13 protein-coding genes are annotated in these 17,515 nt (G+C 65.3%); 10 read left to right on the top strand and 3 right to left on the bottom strand.

Annotated elements, in window-relative coordinates; translation table 11 throughout:
• Window positions 1-160 precede the first annotated feature (160 nt).
• From ACZ5PO_RS05175 to ACZ5PO_RS05145, 7 genes are all read left to right on the top strand, one after another.
• Window positions 161-1,096 (top strand): ABC transporter permease, encoded by a 936-nt coding sequence (locus ACZ5PO_RS05175; protein WP_464190958.1) that lies wholly within the window; start codon window positions 161-163, stop codon window positions 1,094-1,096.
• Window positions 1,097-1,299: 203 nt separating this feature from the next.
• Window positions 1,300-2,322, top strand: coding sequence for a sugar ABC transporter substrate-binding protein (locus tag ACZ5PO_RS05170; RefSeq protein WP_464190955.1), 1,023 nt, complete (start codon window positions 1,300-1,302; stop codon window positions 2,320-2,322).
• 248 nt (window positions 2,323-2,570) lie between these two features.
• Window positions 2,571-4,712, top strand: coding sequence for an ABC transporter permease (locus ACZ5PO_RS05165; protein WP_464190953.1), 2,142 nt, complete (start codon window positions 2,571-2,573; stop codon window positions 4,710-4,712).
• Between the two features lie 6 nt (window positions 4,713-4,718).
• A complete protein-coding gene (locus ACZ5PO_RS05160) occupies window positions 4,719-5,852 on the top strand; it encodes an SMP-30/gluconolactonase/LRE family protein (protein ID WP_464190951.1) in 1,134 nt (377 codons plus the stop codon).
• Window positions 5,849-7,390, top strand: coding sequence for a sugar ABC transporter ATP-binding protein (locus ACZ5PO_RS05155; RefSeq protein WP_464190949.1), 1,542 nt, complete (start codon window positions 5,849-5,851; stop codon window positions 7,388-7,390). Before ACZ5PO_RS05160 ends, ACZ5PO_RS05155 begins: the two co-directional genes overlap by 4 nt.
• 390 nt (window positions 7,391-7,780) lie before the next feature.
• Window positions 7,781-9,139 carry a Hint domain-containing protein gene (locus ACZ5PO_RS05150; protein WP_464190947.1) on the top strand — a complete coding sequence of 453 codons (1,359 nt, stop codon included), beginning with the start codon at window positions 7,781-7,783 and terminating at the stop codon, window positions 9,137-9,139.
• 339 nt (window positions 9,140-9,478) lie between these two features.
• A complete protein-coding gene (locus ACZ5PO_RS05145) occupies window positions 9,479-10,516 on the top strand; it encodes an AraC family transcriptional regulator (RefSeq protein ID WP_464190944.1) in 1,038 nt (345 codons plus the stop codon).
• Here the strand turns inward: ACZ5PO_RS05145 and ACZ5PO_RS05140 are convergent.
• Window positions 10,484-11,371, bottom strand: a complete 888-nt coding sequence (locus ACZ5PO_RS05140; protein ID WP_464190942.1) for a LysR family transcriptional regulator — start codon at window positions 11,369-11,371, stop codon at window positions 10,484-10,486. The genes ACZ5PO_RS05145 and ACZ5PO_RS05140 overlap by 33 nt on opposite strands.
• Before the next feature lie 283 nt (window positions 11,372-11,654).
• Between ACZ5PO_RS05140 and ACZ5PO_RS05135 the strand changes: the two genes are divergently transcribed.
• From ACZ5PO_RS05135 to ACZ5PO_RS05125, 3 genes are all read left to right on the top strand, one after another.
• Window positions 11,655-12,971, top strand: coding sequence for an MFS transporter (locus ACZ5PO_RS05135; protein WP_464190940.1), 1,317 nt, complete (start codon window positions 11,655-11,657; stop codon window positions 12,969-12,971).
• A 2-nt stretch (window positions 12,972-12,973) separates the two neighbouring features.
• Window positions 12,974-14,137 carry a C45 family autoproteolytic acyltransferase/hydolase gene (locus ACZ5PO_RS05130; protein ID WP_464196684.1) on the top strand — a complete coding sequence of 388 codons (1,164 nt, stop codon included), beginning with the start codon at window positions 12,974-12,976 and terminating at the stop codon, window positions 14,135-14,137.
• 207 nt (window positions 14,138-14,344) lie between these two features.
• A complete protein-coding gene (locus ACZ5PO_RS05125) occupies window positions 14,345-15,496 on the top strand; it encodes a serine hydrolase domain-containing protein (RefSeq protein WP_464190937.1) in 1,152 nt (383 codons plus the stop codon).
• Between the two features lie 78 nt (window positions 15,497-15,574).
• On the opposite strand, the gene ACZ5PO_RS05120 is transcribed toward ACZ5PO_RS05125, so the two are convergent.
• A complete protein-coding gene (locus ACZ5PO_RS05120; RefSeq protein WP_464190935.1) occupies window positions 15,575-16,102 on the bottom strand; it encodes a Zn-ribbon domain-containing OB-fold protein in 528 nt (175 codons plus the stop codon).
• Between the two features lie 11 nt (window positions 16,103-16,113).
• A complete protein-coding gene (locus ACZ5PO_RS05115) occupies window positions 16,114-17,370 on the bottom strand; it encodes a thiolase C-terminal domain-containing protein (RefSeq protein WP_464190933.1) in 1,257 nt (418 codons plus the stop codon).
• Window positions 17,371-17,515 lie beyond the last annotated feature (145 nt).

The following is a 17,515-nucleotide window of genomic DNA, read 5'->3' as shown; positions in this document are numbered from 1 at the left end:
CGTCGCGTTGACAGGGCGCGCCACGCGCCGCTAGCGTCCGCAACAAGCGGGACAAAACGCCGCTGACTAGGGATGGACGCGCATGACGGCGAACGCGACGGACGCGCGGAGTCGGACCTCAATCGTCGGGGCTCAGCTTCACGGATTGACACAAGAACACGTGGTGCTCTTCATCACGGTGCTGCTCTTCCTGGCCTTCGGCCTGCTGCTCAAGGGCTTCGCCACCGTCGACAACTTCCTCACGCTGCTGCGAAGTATCTCGATCCTCGGCATCCTGGCGCTGGGCATGGCGCTCATCGTCATCAGCCGCGGCATCGACCTCTCCGAGGTGGCCATCATGGCCGGCGCCTGGGCCGTCGGCCTGATCCAGATGCAGCAGGGCATGCCGGTGTTCTGGGCCGTGCTGCTGGCGCTCGCCATCGCACTGGCCATCGGCGCCATCAACGGCTTCATGGTCGCCTTCGTCGAGGCGCCGGCCCTGTTCGTCACGCTGGCGGCGGGCTTCGTCATCTACGGCCTCGCCTTCTGGTTCGCGCCGGCCTGGGTGGTCTATGCGCCCAAGGATTCGCCCTGGCTCATGTTCCTGGGCGCCGCCCGCGTCTTCGGCGTGCCGCTGCCGATCTTCGTCTTCGCCGCCATGGCGCTGGTCATGCATCTGTTCCTGTCGCGCACGTCGATCGGCCGCTTCATCTACGCCCAGGGCGACAACCCGGAAGCGGCGCGCTACGCCGGCATCGCGCTGCGCCCGCTGACGATCCTGGAGCACATGCTCGTCGCCTTCTGTGCCTGGGTGGCGGGGCTGGTGTGGATCGGCACCACCGGCAGCATCCAGATGGCGGTGACGCAGGGCACGATGATCTTCGACGTCATCCTCGTCGTGGTGCTCGGCGGCGTCAGCCTGGTGGGCGGCCGCGGCGGCGTCTTCAGCGTCATCGTCGGCTGCGCGCTCATCGGCACTCTGCTCAACGCCTTCACCATCATGGACGTCAACAGCGAGGTCCAGAACATCATCAAGGGCGTCGTGCTGCTCGCAGCCATCATCCTCGACAACTGGCTGCACCCGCGCGACGAGGAAACCGCGCGGCAGGGCGATTAGTGGTTGTTGCCCAGTGTTTCCGAAGCTTTGGCGTCGACGGAGCTGCCGGGCGCTCGTCTCCCCGCAAGCGGGGCACGGTGCGCGGCCGGAGCATCGACCCCATCCATTGCGAGTGCCGATAGGCGGCGCGGGGCGGGCTTTGTTCTCCTCAATACTGTGAGCGTTGCAAGCGAACTGAAGAATAACGACGGGAGGAGCTCATCATGTCGAGACGACTGCTGAAGGCGACGCTGGCCATGCTGGCCGGTGCCGTGGCCGTGGGCGGCGTCGCCGTGCAGGCCCAGGAGGGCGGCACCAAGACGGCGCGCGAGCTGCGCGAGCAATACGACAAGGCGGTCAAGGGCAAGACCATCGCCTACCTGCCCATCGCCCTCAACGTGCCCTTGCAGGACGAATGGAACCGCGTGCTGCGCGACGAGGCGGAGTGGCGCGGCATGAAGTTCATCGTGCGCGATCCCAACAACAATCCGTCCGCCATGCAGCAGGCGCTGACGGCGCTGGTCAACGACAAGCCCGACGTGCTGGTGGTGCAGAATCCCAGCGTCACGCTGCTCCAGAAGGAGCTGAAGCGGGCCGAGAGCCAGGGCACCTACGTCATCCAGGTGAACATGTCGTCGAACTACAAGTCGTCCGCCTTCGTCGGCGTCGACTGGGTCGAGATCGGCCGCATGCTGGCCGAGGACGTGGTCAAGCAGTGCGGCACCGGCACCGGCAAGTCGGGCAAGGTGCAGATCGTCCAGGGCGAGCTCACGGCGGCCGCCAGCGTCGACCAGATCGCCGGCATCATGGAGGTGTTCAACAAGGATCCGGCCATCAAGGTGGTGTCGAACCAGGCGGCCAACTGGGACGCCAACACGGCGCTCAACATCACCTCCACGGTGATCCAGCAGCATCCCGACCTGTGCGCCAGCGTCGGCTTCTGGGGCATCATGGAATCGGGCGCGGCCCAGGCCATCCGCAACGCCGGCAAGATCGACCAGGTCAAGGTCTACGCCTCCGGCGAGGGCTCGCAGCTCGATTGCGACCAGCTCCAGCAGGGCAGCTTCTACAAGTTCCTCAGTTACAAGGCGACCGAGCAGGGCCACGACCTGGCCATGGCCGCGGTGACCTTGCTGCAAATGGGCGAGAAGCCGGGCACCCGCAACATCGAATACTACACGCGCCCGGTCTGGCTCGATAAATCGAACGCCAACGGCGCCATGTGCTTCGCCCTGCCGAAGACCTGAGGCGGGGCGCCGGCCTCCAGCCGTCATGGCCGGGCTTGACCCGGCCATCCATCCACCATGGAACGCGGCGTTCGGCCAGCCCTGCCGGGGCTGGGGCCTCTTGAGCCGATGGATGGCCGGGTCAAGCCCGGCCATGACGCGGGAGCGGCCTGGAGCATCGTGTTGCCGCGGGTCGATCGGGACCCGAGGCCTGGGACGAGCGAGCCGCAGCCGGGCCTCAACGCCGGCGCGGGCGGGGAGATGACCTGATGTCGATGACGACGTGGAACTCGATGAGCGGCGCGGCGCGGCGTTTCTCGCCGCGGCTGCTGCTCTCCGAGCTGATGATGAAGCAGTGGTTCGAGCCGGTCATCCCGTTCCTGGTGATGATCGGGCTCGCCCTCTACTTCGCCGCCACCATCCCGGACTATGCCAGCGTCGCCAACTCGGTCTCGCTGCTGCGCCTGTTCGCCGAGTTCGGCTTCGTGGCGCTGGCCATGGCGGTGTGCCTGATTTCCGGCGGCATCGACCTGAGCGTCGGGGCGATCTTCGCCATCGGCAACTTCGCCGCCTTGTTCTTCCTGCTGGTGCTGGGCTGGCCGACGTGGGCGGTGATCGCTGCCACGCTCGCCGTCGGCGGCGTGCTCGGCGCCTTCAACGGCTTCCTGATCGGCTACCTCAAGGCGCGGCCGTTCCTGACCACGCTGGTGACGCTGATCATCCTGCGCGCCGCCGTGAACCTGCTCAACGGCGCTTACGCTACCGTCTTCGCCACCAACTCGCCCGACAGCGCCGTCTGGGATTTTCTCGGCGAAGGCAGCGTCTTCGGCATTCCGATCAATGCGGCGACCCTGCTCGCCGTGCTGCTCGTCGGCCACCTCTTCCTCAGCCGCTCGCGCTACGGCTGGCACCTGACGGCCATCGGCGCCAGCCGCAAGGCGGCGCGCCATGCCGGCATCCGCGTGCGGCTGATCCTGTTCGCCGCCTACGTGCTGTCGGGCATCCTGTGTGCGGCGGGCGGCATCTTCTACGCCGCCCGCCAGGCCAGCACGGACTCGACCACCGGCGTCGGCTGGGAGTTCCAGGCGCTCACCGCCGTGGTGCTCGGCGGCGTGTCGCTCGCCGGCGGCAAGGGCACGGTGTGGCGCGCCATGATCGGCGCCATCATCGTCTTCATGCTGACCAACGGCCTGGTGCGCATGGGCATCCCCGGCTACATCACCTCGGCGGTGATCGGCGTGATCCTGCTCGCCGCCGTCGGCGTCGACGTGAAATGGTCGAAGAACCGCGGCAAGGCGGTGCAGAAGACCTACGTCAATCCGGCCGCCATGCCGCTCTCGGTGGCGCCGTCGGTAGCCGCGGCCAGCGGCACGCCCTTCGCCCAGAACGACCGGCTGATCAACGCCGAGGCGATCGGCGTCGACCAGGTCGAGGGGCCCGAGGACGTCATCCTCGACCGGCAGGACCGGCTCTACGGCAGCACCCGCGACGGCAACATCATCCGCTTCTCCGGCCCGAACTTCGAGCATCGCGAGGTCTTCGCCCACATCGGCGGCCGGCCCCTCGGCATGCAGTTCGACAAGGACGAGAACCTCATCGTCTGCGTCGCCGGCATGGGCGTCTACGGCATCAGGCCGGACGGCGAGGTCTTCAAGGTCACCGACGAGACCAACCGCACCTGGTACAAGCTGAACGACGATTCACGCCTGCGCATGGCCGACGACCTCGACATCGGTCCGGACGGCAAGATCTACTTCAGCGATTGCACCACCCGCTACGAGATGACCACCAACACCCTGGACATCCTCGAGGGGCGGCCGAACGGCCGGCTGGTGGTCTACGATCCGGCGACAAAGAAGACGCGCACGCTGATCAACCACTTCTACTTCCCCAACGGCATCTGCGTCGCCCACGATGGCCAATCCGTGCTGATCGCCAGCACCTCGCTGTGCAAGATATTCCGCCACTGGCTGGAGGGCCCCAAGAAGGGTGAGACCGAGGTGCTCATCGACGAGCTGCCGGGCAACCCCGACAACATCAACCGCGCCTCCAACGGCGACTATTGGCTGGCCCTGGTCGGCATCCGCACGCCGACCTTCGACCTCTCCACGCGCAAGCCCGGCTTCCGGCTCCGCATGATCAAGCAGGTGCCGACCGACGAGTGGCTGGCGCCGGGGCTCAACCACGGCTGCATCCTGCGCTTCACGGAAGCCGGCGAGGTGCTGGAATCCTGGTGGGACCCCACCGGCATCTCGCACTCCACGCTGACCTCGATGCGCGAGCACAAGGGCTACGTCTACCTGGGCGGCCTGGAGAACAACCGCATCGGCCGCATCAGGATCGACGGCGCCGATCCCACCTGGACCGGCTACGAAGCCTATTGGGGCGCCCGGCGCCGGGACGGGAGGTGACGGGCGATGGGCGTGTTCGACCACTTCCTCAGCGATATCAGGCAGATCCTGTTCCCCAATGCCGAGCAGGACGCGGTGCCCTCCATGGACGGCGCCTTCAGCCCCAACGACCGGCTCGATGCCTGCGCGCCGCTCGGCCCGCCGCTTCCCGGCGCCGACGACATCGCGCGCGCCGCTGACGGCACGCTCTATGTCTCGGCCGGCCGCGAGGTCATCCGGCTCGCCGGCCCGGGCCACGGCGAGCGCAGCGTCGTCGCCACCTTCGACGGGGCGGCCGGCGGCCTCGCCGTCCATCCGGACGGGCGGCTGCTGGTCTGCGTCGCCGGCCGTGGGCTCGCCGCGTTCCGCCCCGGCGTCGAGGGCGCCGCACAGGCGCGCTGGCTCGAGGCCGTCGCCGACCGGCCGCTGCACGGGCTCACCGGCGTCGCCGCCGCGCCGGACGGGCACATCTACGCCACCGTCGGCAGCAGTCGCCAGCCGGCGGAGCGCTGGCTGCGCGACCTCATGGAGAAGGGCAGCAGCGGCTATGTGCTGGGCTGCGGGGCCGATCTCGGCGCCGCAGCCGTCCTGCTCGACGGCCTGGCCTTCCCCGGCGGCGTCGCCGTGTCGCCCGACAAGCAGAGCCTGTGGTTCACCGAAAGCTGGTCGCACCGGGTGCTCAAGGCGCCGTTCGCCGACGGTGGCCGGCTCGGGCCGGTGAGCATCGTCATGCGCAACCTGCCGGGCTATCCGGCCCGCCTCAAGCCCGACGCCGAGGGCGGCTTCCTGCTCGCCTTCATCGGCGTGCGCACGCACCTCATCGAGTTCGTGCTGCGCGAGGACGACTACCGCCAGGAGATGATGCGGACCATCCCCGAGTCCTATTGGATCGGGCCGGCCCTGAGCGGCGGCCACGACTGCCTGGAGCCGATGCAGATCGGCTCGGTCAAGGCGCTCGGCATCCAGAAGCCGTGGGCGCCGCCGCGCTCCTACGGCCTGCTCGCCCGTATCGATGCGGACGGCGATGTGATCGAGAGCCTGCACAGCCGCGCCGGCGGCCATGTCCATGGGGTCACCGCGGCCTGCGAGACGCCCGACGGCATCGTCGTGGTGTCGAAGGGCAGCGGCCGGCTCGTCATCGCGCGGGAGAAGAGCCAATGACGGATCTGGCCACAGCGTCTCAGCCGGCGGCGGCCGCGGACACCCGAGAGCCGGTGCTGCGCGTCGTCAAGGGCAGCAAGATCTACGGCGGCGTGCACGCCATCGAAGGCGTCGACTTCGACCTCTACCCCGGCGAGGTGCACGCGCTGGTGGGCGAGAACGGGGCCGGCAAGTCCACCCTGTGCAAGGCCATCGCCGGCGCCATCACGCTCACCTCGGGCGAGTATATCCTCGACGGCAAGCCGGTGCGCTTCGAGCAGCCGCGCGACGCGCTCGCCGCCGGCGTCTGCATGGTCTACCAGGAGACCAGCCTGGTGCCGACGATGACGGCGGCGCAGAACATCGAGCTCGGCAACGAGAAGCTGCTGACCCAGTTCCGCAAGCTCAACATCCAGGCCCAGCAGCTCTTGCAGTCGCTCAACTTCCACGTCGATCCGGCCACCCCGGTGGCGATGCTGGGCGCCGCCAAGAAGCAGATGGTGGAGATCGCCCGCGCCATCTACCACAGGGCGCGCATCATCATCTTCGACGAGCCGACGGCGACGCTGACGCCGGAGGAGATCGTCCACTTCTTCCACCTGGTACGGGATCTCAGGGCCCGCGGTGTCTCGGTCATCTACATCTCCCATGCGCTGGAGGAATCGCTGCAGATCGCCGACCGCATCACCGTGCTGCGCGACGGCAGGCTGGTGGTGACGGCACCGGCGCGCGAGCTGACGCGGGCCGCTCTGATCCAGCACATGGTCGGCCGTGACGTGGCCCAGACCCTCTACGGCAAGGTGCGGCCGGTGCGCCACGTGCGCCGCGAGAAGGTTCTCACGGTCGAGAACGTCACCATGGGCATGACCGTCAAGAACATGTCCTTCTCGGTCTATGCCGGCGAGGTGGTCGGCATCGCCGGCCTGATCGGCTCGGGCCGCACCGAGATCGCCAAGATCATCTTCGGCGCCTTGAAGCGCAACCTGATCAACGGCGGCATGATCCGCCTACGCGGCAAGCCGGTGCGCTACCGGGTGCCCAAGCAGGCGATCGACGACGGCATCGCCTACATCACCGAGGACCGCAAGCTGAACGGCTTCTTCGAGACCATGGTGGTGGACGACAACATCTACATCACCAACATGGCGACGGACAAAGGCTGGCGTTTCCTGCTGTCGAAGCTCCGCCGCGGCGAGATCGCCAACTACTGGGTGCAGCGGCTGCGCATCAACGCGCTGCAGCGCAAGGCCAAGATCATCGAGCTCTCCGGCGGCAACCAGCAGAAGGTCGTCGTCGCCAAGTCGCTGGCCCAGGAGCCCTCGATCATCATCTTCGACGAGCCGACCCGCGGCGTCGACGTCGGCACCATCCCCCACATCCACGCCGAGATCCGCCGGCTCGCCGACGAGGGCAAGGCGGTGGTGGTGATCTCGTCCTACCTGCCGGAGATCCTCAGCGTCTCCGACCGCATCCTGGTGGCCCGCCTCGGCCGCATCGCGGCGGAGTTCGACGCCGCCACCGCGACCGAGGACAAGATCCTTTACGCGGCGATCCACTGAGCGGGGCGCCGCCTCACCTCCGCGGCAGCCGTGGAGGCTCTTCTTTCCCAGCGTCATGGCCGGGCTCGACCCGGCCATCCATCCCTCGCCAAAGACCTTCCCTGTCAAGTGCTCGGTCGCCGTAGGATGAGTCTAAGAATTGATGGATGGCCGGGTCGAGCCCGGCTATGACGTTGGAGGGTCGTGCGGCGCGCTACACTCGCCATCCAGCCGCTCAGACGAAGCAAGACATCGGCCCCCAGGTCCTGGCCACGGCGCACCCTGCCAAAGATCTATCTCCAAGGGGCTTCTCTTGCCGACGCTGATCCCGTAAGGGGTCTGTGGGGGCGGCCGCTCGGTTCGAGCGGTTGCGAGCCAGTTCATGAGCCGGCTGTCTTGGGGGGAAACGACATGGCGACCTACGGGCCGAACGACAACGGCGTGACCTACGACCTGACGGTGGACCCGTCCGACTCGCTCTACGATCTGGCCGTGTCCTATCCCGGCGGCGGCTCGGCGCAGTACACCGACATTCCGGCCGGCAACATCCTGTTCACGGACGGCTCCATCCTGCACATCGCGTCGGACCCGTTCGAGGTCGCCCACTATGTCGTCCCGCCGGGCGTCGACTGCACCATCACCATCGCGGTCGACCTCGACGCCGACAACATCTTCCACATCGGCGGGACGGCGATCCTCGACATCGGCATCAACGTCCTGAGCGGCACGACCATCAATGTCGACGGCGGCTCGGCGACGCTCACCGACGGCGTCGTGCTCGAGGCGCTCGCCGACACCAAGGTCTACCTGAACAACGGCGCCGTGTTCAGCAACGGTACCGGCCTGATCAGCGCGCTGTCGGGCACCACGATCGACTTCGGCGCCGGCGGCGGCACGTTCATCGCCGATGCCGGAGGCCACTATCTGGATTTCTCCAGTACGGTGCTCACCGGCTTCGACGCGGTCAAGGACCACCTCGCCTTCCAGAACCTGCCGGCCGGCACGCAGGTGACCGACTACACGATCACCACCGCCCCTGACGGCGCCCAGACGATCGTCGGCTTCGACGGCGGCGCCGAGGTGCTGCGCTTCGTCGTCGAGGACGGAACCTTCGCCGCCGGCTCCTACGCCGCCGGCTCCGGCCCGCTGGGCATCAGCGAGGACGGCTCGACCATCATCGTCACCGCCTGCTTCCTGGCCGGCACCCTGGTGGCGACCCCTTCCGGTCCCGTGGCGATCGAGACGCTGCGTGCCGGCGACCTCGTCACCACCGCCGACGGCGGGGTCCAGCCGGTGCGCTGGCTGGCGACGCAGACGGTCGCCAAGCGCTCCAGCCACGCCAACCCCTGGGCCGCGCTGCCGATCCGCATCCGCCACGGCGCGCTCAGCGAGGGGCTGCCGGCCCGCGACCTCTTCGTCTCGCCCGACCATGCCCTGCTGATCGAAGGCTGCCTGGTGCAGGCCGGCGCCCTGGTCAACGGCAGCACCATCACCCGTCACGCCCACGTGGCGCAGAGCTTCGTCTACTACCACGTGGAGCTCGCCGACCACGCCCTGATCCTGGCCGAAGGCGTGCCGGCCGAGACCTTCATCGACCACGTCAGCCGCCGCACGTTCGACAACTGGCAGGAGGCGCCGGCCCCACTTGCGCCGATGCCCGAGATCGAGCTGCCGCGCATCAAGGCCGCGCGCCAGCTGCCGCGCCCCGTGCGCGAGCGTCTGGCCGCAGCCGCAGCGGCGCTGGAGGCCGACATGCGGCGCGCCGCCTGAGCGGCGAGGCCGGTCGCGGCACGGCTTCGCGGCGTGCGGCCTCATGCAGCCTGGCCAAGGTCGCTGCGCCCGATAGAGCGCAGCCTCCTATCCTCACTCGTAGGTCCCGCACGGGCCGGATCATCCCGAGCGGTGCAGGATCCGGACGCGCCCGCGCTGTTCCAAGCTGATGCGTGCTGTTTGGCGGCTCGCCAAGGCTAAGTGTAGTGAGGGCTCCTGTGCCGAAGCAATGGGCACGCGCGCATGAACCGCGCCAAGGCCGCCCCACATCGCACCATTTTGCGCATGGACTATTTCTTGCCTTGCCCTACGTTTCGCAGAACATCCGCGAGGCGAAGAATGCGAAATCCGAGCGCCATTAGCGCCGCCGTAGCGCAGGCCGTTGTATCGACGATCTCGTCCAAGGGAGGCGACTCCGATCTGTTTCTCGCGCAGCTCGGAATTCCGCGCGAGGAGGATCAGGAAGCCTGGCCGCTCGCGAAGTTCACCGCCGTCCTCGAAGCGGCGGCGATCGAGAGAAGGGATGCACTTTTTGGCCTGTCGGTCGGAAGATCCTTCAAACTCAGTGGCCTCGGTCCAATCTCGGCACTCATGCGGACTTCGTCGTGCGGAGCCGAGGCTTTTGCCAAGTTCACGGAGTATTTCCCGGCGTTCCAAAACAATACGAAATATGGATTTGCCATAAGCGGTGATATCGCCCGAGTTAGCTATCTCATAACTGATTCGACGATCAAGAAATGCAAGCAGGACGCAGAATTCACCATCGCAATGGAGCAATCGATTTTGTCTGAGTTGCTTGGCGTCAATGTGCGTCCGGCATGCATCGATTTTCGACATTATCCGGATTCATATGCCGATGTCGCCAAGTATAGAGAATTATTGGGTTGCGATGTGAGGTTCGGGCGCCAAGAAAATGCAATCTATCTACCGTCAAGGTATCTTGCGGAACCCGGACCGCATGCCGACGCGCTTCTCAACGTCGAGATTGAAAGGGAGTTGAAGGAGTCCATACGGGCTGACGAGCTCTACATGAGCTTTCTTTCGTCGATCGAAGGATGGATGACGTCTGCAATTTCCTACCAACAGAGCATCGATATCAAAGATGCGGCGCGTGACTTTGGCATGAGCCTCCGCTCATTTCAGCGTAGGTTATTGGAATGCAACATAAATTATCTCGATCTTCGAAGCTGTGTACGATCGAAGATCGCGCGATGTTTGCTGACGTCGACTGCAATGCCTATTACCTCGATCGCGCTTTACCTCGGCTACAGCGAGACGAGCGCGTTCTCGCGGCACTTTAAGCAGATAAATGGCGTGAAGCCATCACAGTTCCGGGAAGCCGCCCTACCGTCGCACCCCGTGCCAGGGCTCGTGTAGCGCTATCCACTTCGTCAAGGCGTGTGCGATCTGTCGTATTCGCTTGTCTGCTGGATGGCCTGAGTCCCATACGGCGTACAGCGGCACGTTGAGCTTCTTGCCGCCGACGAGGAGCTGATGGATCTGGAGCCCGAATTGAGCCGGTTCGGTGGTGATCGCGAGCATGCCTCTCGATGCCGCAGCGGCTTGTGCCATGCGCCCTGAGCTCACGACGTTCGCGATCACGAGCCCGATGCCGAGCGCGTCTGCCGAGTCGCGGACGACTCGTTCGACCGCGCTACCGTGCCCTGCTATGACGATTGGATAGGGGGCGATCTCCTCGAGTTCCCCACGAAAGTCCGGGGGGAGCATTCTCTCCGCGCATTGTACCGACACCGGAAGATGCGCCAGGAGCTTGCTCTCTTTTCCCCTGGGGGGCGGGGCAGTCCCGACGCCTATGTCGGCGCCTTCCTCAAGGGTCGCGTACACATCCTGTGCTCGCTCAGGGCGCAGGTCGGCGATATGCGATCCGGTTTCCGCCACGAACGGGGCCATTATGTAGTGAAGCGTGCTGTCGAGGCATGTGACCCGAAATGTCTCCCCTTCGCCCCTCCAGGGCGCGATGGAACGCTCGGCACGCTCTGCATGACTCAACAATCGCGCCGCTTCCGTGTGGAGCGCGCTGCCGGCCGCCGTCAACATCATGCCTGATGGGCGCCGCTGAAAAAGGGTCACACCGAGGGCCGATTCAAGCAGCGCCAGTTGGCGCGAAATCGCCGGTTGCGTCACGCAACACATCTCCGCGGCGATACGAACCGAGCCGCTCTCTGCGACGGCGCAAAAATAGCGATAGGTTCTCAGTTCAACGCGAGCCATTACGAATCGTTAAAAAAATACAAAGTTTTTGTCAATTTTCGTCATCACGATCGTGTGCCAAAGATAATCGTTCCTGGCGTCCTGCCTGACGCGCAGGACGCTCCGCGGTTGGTTCATCGATAAAGGTGTTCAGGGCCCCGAAGGGGGCTTGCGTGAGACAAGCACTGAACTGACGGCCCTCACCCGGCAGTGTTCACGGCGGCATCGCCGCCATGGGGGAGGGCGATGCCGCCGCTCGACGGGCATCACCGACAATTTTCTATTCCGGAAGGAGGGAATGCCTATGAGTAAGGGCAGCGCTCGTTCGGCTACTCAGCTGGATGATTCAAAGCGGGGTCGAGCCACGCTGGCCGCTTTTATCGGAACGGCGATGGAATGGTACGACTTCTTCATCTTCGGCACCGCCGCGGCGCTGGTTTTTGGAAAGCTCTTCTTCCCGACAATCGATCCGGACAATGCGCGGCTGGCATCGTTCGCGACGCTCTGGGTTGGATTCCTGACGCGTCCGCTTGGAGGGGCGATCTGCGGACACCTGGGGGATCGCTTCGGCCGCAAGAACGTGCTCGTCGGTACCCTGGTTGTCATGGGTGCCGCAACCACGGCCATTGGCCTTCTTCCGACATACTCACAAATTGGCATCGCCGCGCCGATACTTCTCATAATCTTGCGCGGGCTCCAAGGATTTGCCGTCGGCGGAGAGTGGGCCGGCGCGGTCGTGATGGCCACGGAGCATGCCGAAGAGGCCAAGAAGAACCGTGCAGGCGCTTGGGTCCAGCAGGGGAATCCGGTCGGGGCGATTTTGTCTTCGCTAGCGTTCGTGGTCGTCGGGGCGCTTCCTGACAATGATTTCGCCACCTGGGGTTGGCGCATTCCATTCTTGCTGTCGTTTCTGCTGGTGATTGTCGGCCTCGTCATTCGCCTCAAGGTCCAGGAATCCGACGAATTCAAGCAAATGAAAGCGGCCGGCTCTGTTGCCGAGAATCCCGTCGCCGAAGTCTTTGCCAAGGCCCCTGGCATCCTGGCGCTCGCCGTCGTGGCGTCGATCTCCGGCATCTCGGTTGCCTATTTCCTCAATACGTTCGTGCTCTCATGGGCGACAGGTCCGCTCAATCTGAGCCGCAGCGCAATGCTGAATATACTTCTTATTACGTATGTCGTTCAATTTCTCTGGCAGCCTGTGGCGGCAAATCTGGCGGACCGCCTGGGAAATGATCGTGTGATGATCGCAGGGTTGCTGTTTTCCATCGTCCTGGCCGTGCCGTACTTTATGTCGATCGTCTCCGGAAACCTGATCGCGCTCGGCATAACCCAGTCGCTCACGATGATAGGTGTGTGCACGTACTATGCCATGCTGGCCAGCTTCTTGGCTGCGGCATTTCCTGCCCGTTATAGATACACGGGCGTCTCGCTCGCCTATCAGCTTTGCGCCACGTTCATCGGAGGCTCAACTCCCCTCATCGCGCAGTCTATCCTCAATAGCACGGGCGGAAGTCCTTGGGGCATTGCCGTCTTCTACGTGCTCAGCCTTCTCGCGACGATGGCGGGTGTTTTCTGGCTTGGGCGCATCAGCCGTGAATATCGTCAGCGGGAGGCGAAGTGACCATGGCGCCGGGATCGATGCTATCGCTCGAATATCGTCGCAGAAACGATCGTGCGCATCTCGTGCTCGACGCGCTTACGCCCTTCGACAGGGGCGAGCAGCGTGGGCGCCTGCTGGGTGACGAGCTGATCGGCTGCTTCGATAGCTACATGGCCTTCTTCCGCAAAGCAGGGATCGCTGAAGGGACTGTCAAAGACGCTGCGATGAGGGCCGTGGATGTCACGGGCAGATGGCGCTCTCGTTTGGTCGAGGAGCTTTCAGGGGTAGCGTCGGCTGCGGGGATCGAGACCTGGCAGGTTGCAGCCCTGAACGCACGCACGGAGATCCTGGGCCTCTCAAGCAGCGGGTGCCCCGGCGAATGCAGTACGATCGTATATGCGCCCGCCGCGCCTGTCGCGGAGGGCGTGCGCGTTCCATTCGGCGTTCAGACCTGGGATTGGAATGAGGAGCTGAACGACTATTGGCATACACAGTCCGTCAGCGGCGGCAAGCATAGCTTCGTCGGCGTTACGGAACACGGAATTCTCGGAAAGATCGGCGTCAATAGCGCCGGATTGGCGCTATTCCTGAACATACTTGCCCATGAGGCCGACGGGGTCGGGGGGATTCCTGTTCACGTGCTTGCCGCTACGGTGCTGGAGGAGGCTGGATCGGTCGCGGAGGGAGTCGAGCTTCTCAATCAAGCGCGGATCGGCAGCTCCACCGCCTTGACGCTCATGGATTCGAGCCAGGTCGTGTCCCTCGAGCTGTCGCCGGTCGGCATCCACCAAGAGGTGCCTGCAAATAGCTACCTACTGCATACCAATCACTTTCTTGCCCGGGACCCCCAGCGTCGCGAGAAGCCGTCGTATGCGCCCGACTCGCAGGCGCGATATGAGCTCGTATCGAGGCGGTTGGCCGTTTACGGCGCTCCGCGCAGGGCGGAACACCTGATCGAGTTCCTGTACTCGGATCCCGAGCAGGCCCATCTGTGCTGTCTACCCCAGCCGGGCGCCGAGCTTGGGCGAAAATGGCGCACGCTCGCGACGATCGTGCTCGACCCTCACGATGCGACCGCCGCGATTCTCGACGGCAGCCCCGTGGAGCAGCGGAGCAGGGAATGGGTGACGCTGCGCGCCGCGAATCCGGCGGCCTCGCCGGATCGCCGCCTCGGCCATGTCGCCTGACGTCGCCGCGATGAGGCGGGAGCCGTGGATGCGGCAAGTCTTTCCGGCTTCTCTCGATCGAGGATGTCCGGTCAAGTGGTCTAGATCGAGAGCTTAGGACGCGCTGTGCCGGAGAAATTGGCGCACTTTGTCAATCCGCGCTCCGGCAGCAGCGCTACTTCGTCGTTGCTGTTTGGCTGGGACGAGATGCGACAGGGAGGATATGCCATGGCGGACGAGCAAGCTGACGGGCTGGATCTCGGCCTTTTCACGGGCGCGCGCCAGTATGAGAATTTCGCTCGGTTGAAAGACATCCTTCCGTCGATCGAAATGAAGGCGTCGCAGCATCCCCGGCCGTTTGCCGAGGGGGCGCCCATCGAGCTACCCAAGTCCTACCCGTTCGAAGGGGAAGCCCGCGATCTCGCGGGTCTTATTTCCGCGACGGATACGTCGGCGCTGGTCGTGCTCAAGGACGGGAAGGTTCGGTTCGAGCAATACTGGCTGACCGGCGGCCGGAACGTCCAGTGGATATCCATGTCGGTGGCAAAGAGCTTCATCTCTGCCCTCATCGGCATCGCGATCGCCGAGGGGTTCATCCAGAGCATCGAGGAGCCGATCGACAAGTACGTCCCGTCCCTGGCGAAATCGGCTTACGGCGGTGTCCGCATCAAGGACGTGTTGCAGATGTCCTCCGGCGCCCGCTGGAACGAGGACTACAGCGATCCCAATTCGGAGATCTTCGGCCTCAACGTCGCGATGGGCCCCGGAGGCTCATTCGACGCCTTCGTGCCGACCCTGGCGAACGAGGTGGAGCCCGGAACGGTCTGCCGGTACAATTCGGCCGAGACGCAAGCGCTGGCCATGCTGCTCATCGGGGCGACCGGCCGGCCCCTCGCCGGCTACATGCAGGAGAAGCTCGTCGAGCCGCTCGGCATGGAGTTTCCGAGTTATTGGATTGTCGACAGCAAAGGGCGCGAAATGGCGTACGCCGGTCTCAACATGACCGCGCGCGATTTTGCGAAGCTCGGCCAACTCTTTCTGGACCGCGGTGCTTGGCATGGCCGCCAGATCGTTCCCGCCGAGTGGGTGTCCGCTTCGACCAGGTTTGACGCTCCCCACCTCGCCCCCGGAAAGCCGCTGGTGAGCGACCACGCGTTTCCGCTGGGCTACGGCTTCCAGTGGTGGCTGCCGCCCGGCGACCGCGGGGAATTCGCCGCCATCGGCGTCTACAACCAGTATGTCTATGTCGACCCGTCCCGGGGCGTCGTCATCGTCAAGCTGTCGGCGAATCCCGCCTACGGAACGTCGAAGGAAGAAGAGGCGAACAAGGACTACGAAAATATCGCGGGCCTGCGCGCGATCGCTCAGCAGTTCGACTGAGCGAACGCAAGCGCGGGGTGCGGATCATCACCTGCCAAGACGCCGCACACTCATGTGCGGCCGACATCGATCGGTCCACTAGGACCGGCCGTCCCCGTACTGCCAAGGCTTGGACGCCCCCTCCGCCGGCTCGTCCAACGTCCAGTGCGGGATCGCCAGGTCGTCGCTGACCTTCGCGAAGACCATGCGCACCCGCGAGCCGATGCCGACCGCTCCCGTGGTCTCGACATCGGCGAGCTTGCCGGTTTCGTCGGCCAGGTTTCCCACCACCCGCAGGCAGTCGCCCGGTCCGGGGCGATCCCGTTGCGTATCCAGCTCCACCAGCAGGATGACATAGGGCGTGTGCGGCTTGAAGCCCGGCTGAATGGCGTGATGGACCTTCGTGTAGGCGTGGACCGTGCCGCGGGCCTCGACCGGCGACCACTCGGATGCGAGCTCCGAGCACCAGGGGCAGGCGGTCGTCGGCGGGTACCTGAGCAGGTGGCATTTGCAGCAGCGCTGCAAGCGGAACGTCCCCTCGGCGCACGATCGGAAGAACGCACGGTTCTCGTGATCGACGTCGGCAATCCGCAGGCTCATTCCGAGATAGTCGCCCGTGACAGTCATGTGCCCCTCCGTCACCCGCGCCGCATCACGAGGCCCGAGGTGGTCTGCGCCCCTGCCCAACTCAGATTGGCCGTCAGCTCGACGCCCCGGCACTGCCGGCAGCCCCCCTCGCGGTAGTCGAAGCTATGCTGGCGCTTGCCGTCGGGCCCGATCGGGCAGCTGTCGTCGACGTCATGGCGAAGCTGGCGGACGTTCTCGACCACCATGCTGACGCCGTGCGTATAGCCCTCGCACAGATGGCCGCCGCTGGTGTTGTTCGGACGTCGTCCGCCCAGGCGGATGGTGCCGTCGCTCACGTATTGGCCGCCGTCGCCCTTCTTGCAGAAGCCGTAGTCCTCGAGCAGCAGCATGGTCGTAAAGGTAAAGGCGTCGTAGCTTCCGGTGACGTCGATATCCTCGGGGCCGACGCCCGAATTGCTCCATAGACGATCGCGCGCATACTTCGCCGCGACATCCGATATGGGCCCGTGCTGGTAGTGCATGTCCATGCGGGGCTTGTTGACGCGGCCGACCACGCCGCGAATGACGGCGGGGACGTGTCGGCAGTCGCGCGCCCGCTCGGCGCTGGTGACGACGATCGCCGTGGCATTGTCCGTCTCGACGCAGCAATCCAGCAGATGCAGCGGCTCGCAGATCATCCGGCTCGCCAGGACATCGTCGACGGTCACGCGCTCACGGTACAGGGCCTTGGGATTGTTCGACGCGTGCTCGCTGTGGATCGCCTTCACCGCCGCGACCTGCGCCGCGGTCGTACCGTAGTCGTGCATGTGCCGCATGAAGGTAAAGGAGAAGTGCTGGCCGGCGCTGATCCAGCCGTAGGCGCGCGTATGCAGCAGGTCGCCGCTGATCGGCTCGGCCGCGCGCACCCCGGTGCCGCCGATGCGGACCTGGGAGAAGCCGTTCATGGAGCGGTAGATCACCACCGTGCGGCACATGCCCGCCTCGATGACGCCCATGGCGATGCCGACCAGGGCTTCGGTCGACGTGCCGCCACCGAACACGTCCATGTAGAAATTCAGGCGGATGCCGAGATCGCCCGCCACGAAAGTCGCAAAGGTCGAATCCCCCGTCTGGTACGACAGCATGCCGTCGACGTCGGACGGCTTGAGGCCGGCGTCCTCGATCGCCCGGCGCACGGCGATCGTCGCCATGGCGCGGGTGGTGCGCCCCCCGCCGCGCAAATACTCGGTCTCCCCCACGCCGACGATGGCGTAGCGGTCGCGCAGATAGGGGTCCGTCGTGACGTCGGTCTCCGTTGGCATCGGCATGGGCTTGCGCGCTCCTCCGTCGCGGCCCGATGTCGGCGATCTCGAACATCCCGCCGGGCCGTTGCGAAATTTATAACACGATATAAAAGGCGCATGCGATAGTTTGCGTGCAAGGCGCTGTCGCCGGGCCGTCGGCATGGGCGGC

The sequence above is a fragment of the Chelatococcus sp. KU-N122 genome, assembly GCF_055391085.1.
Note: the sequence above shows the minus strand (reverse complement) of the source record. Positions and strands in the feature narration are given on the sequence as shown.

Bases quoted from the DNA above. Each gene is read 5' to 3' on its own strand.
- ACZ5PO_RS05145 (WP_464190944.1), top strand. From the start codon at position 9,479: ATGCGAAATCCGAGCGCCATTAGCGCCGCCGTAGCGCAGGCCGTTGTA.
- ACZ5PO_RS05170 (WP_464190955.1), top strand. From the start codon at position 1,300: ATGTCGAGACGACTGCTGAAGGCGACGCTGGCCATGCTGGCCGGTGCC.
- ACZ5PO_RS05140 (WP_464190942.1), bottom strand. From the start codon at position 11,371: ATGGCTCGCGTTGAACTGAGAACCTATCGCTATTTTTGCGCCGTCGCA.
- ACZ5PO_RS05125 (WP_464190937.1), top strand. From the start codon at position 14,345: ATGGCGGACGAGCAAGCTGACGGGCTGGATCTCGGCCTTTTCACGGGC.
- ACZ5PO_RS05130 (WP_464196684.1), top strand. From the start codon at position 12,974: ATGGCGCCGGGATCGATGCTATCGCTCGAATATCGTCGCAGAAACGAT.
- ACZ5PO_RS05150 (WP_464190947.1), top strand. From the start codon at position 7,781: ATGGCGACCTACGGGCCGAACGACAACGGCGTGACCTACGACCTGACG.
- ACZ5PO_RS05115 (WP_464190933.1), bottom strand. From the start codon at position 17,370: ATGCCGATGCCAACGGAGACCGACGTCACGACGGACCCCTATCTGCGC.
- ACZ5PO_RS05160 (WP_464190951.1), top strand. From the start codon at position 4,719: ATGGGCGTGTTCGACCACTTCCTCAGCGATATCAGGCAGATCCTGTTC.
- ACZ5PO_RS05120 (WP_464190935.1), bottom strand. From the start codon at position 16,102: ATGACTGTCACGGGCGACTATCTCGGAATGAGCCTGCGGATTGCCGAC.
- ACZ5PO_RS05135 (WP_464190940.1), top strand. From the start codon at position 11,655: ATGAGTAAGGGCAGCGCTCGTTCGGCTACTCAGCTGGATGATTCAAAG.
- ACZ5PO_RS05165 (WP_464190953.1), top strand. From the start codon at position 2,571: ATGTCGATGACGACGTGGAACTCGATGAGCGGCGCGGCGCGGCGTTTC.
- ACZ5PO_RS05155 (WP_464190949.1), top strand. From the start codon at position 5,849: ATGACGGATCTGGCCACAGCGTCTCAGCCGGCGGCGGCCGCGGACACC.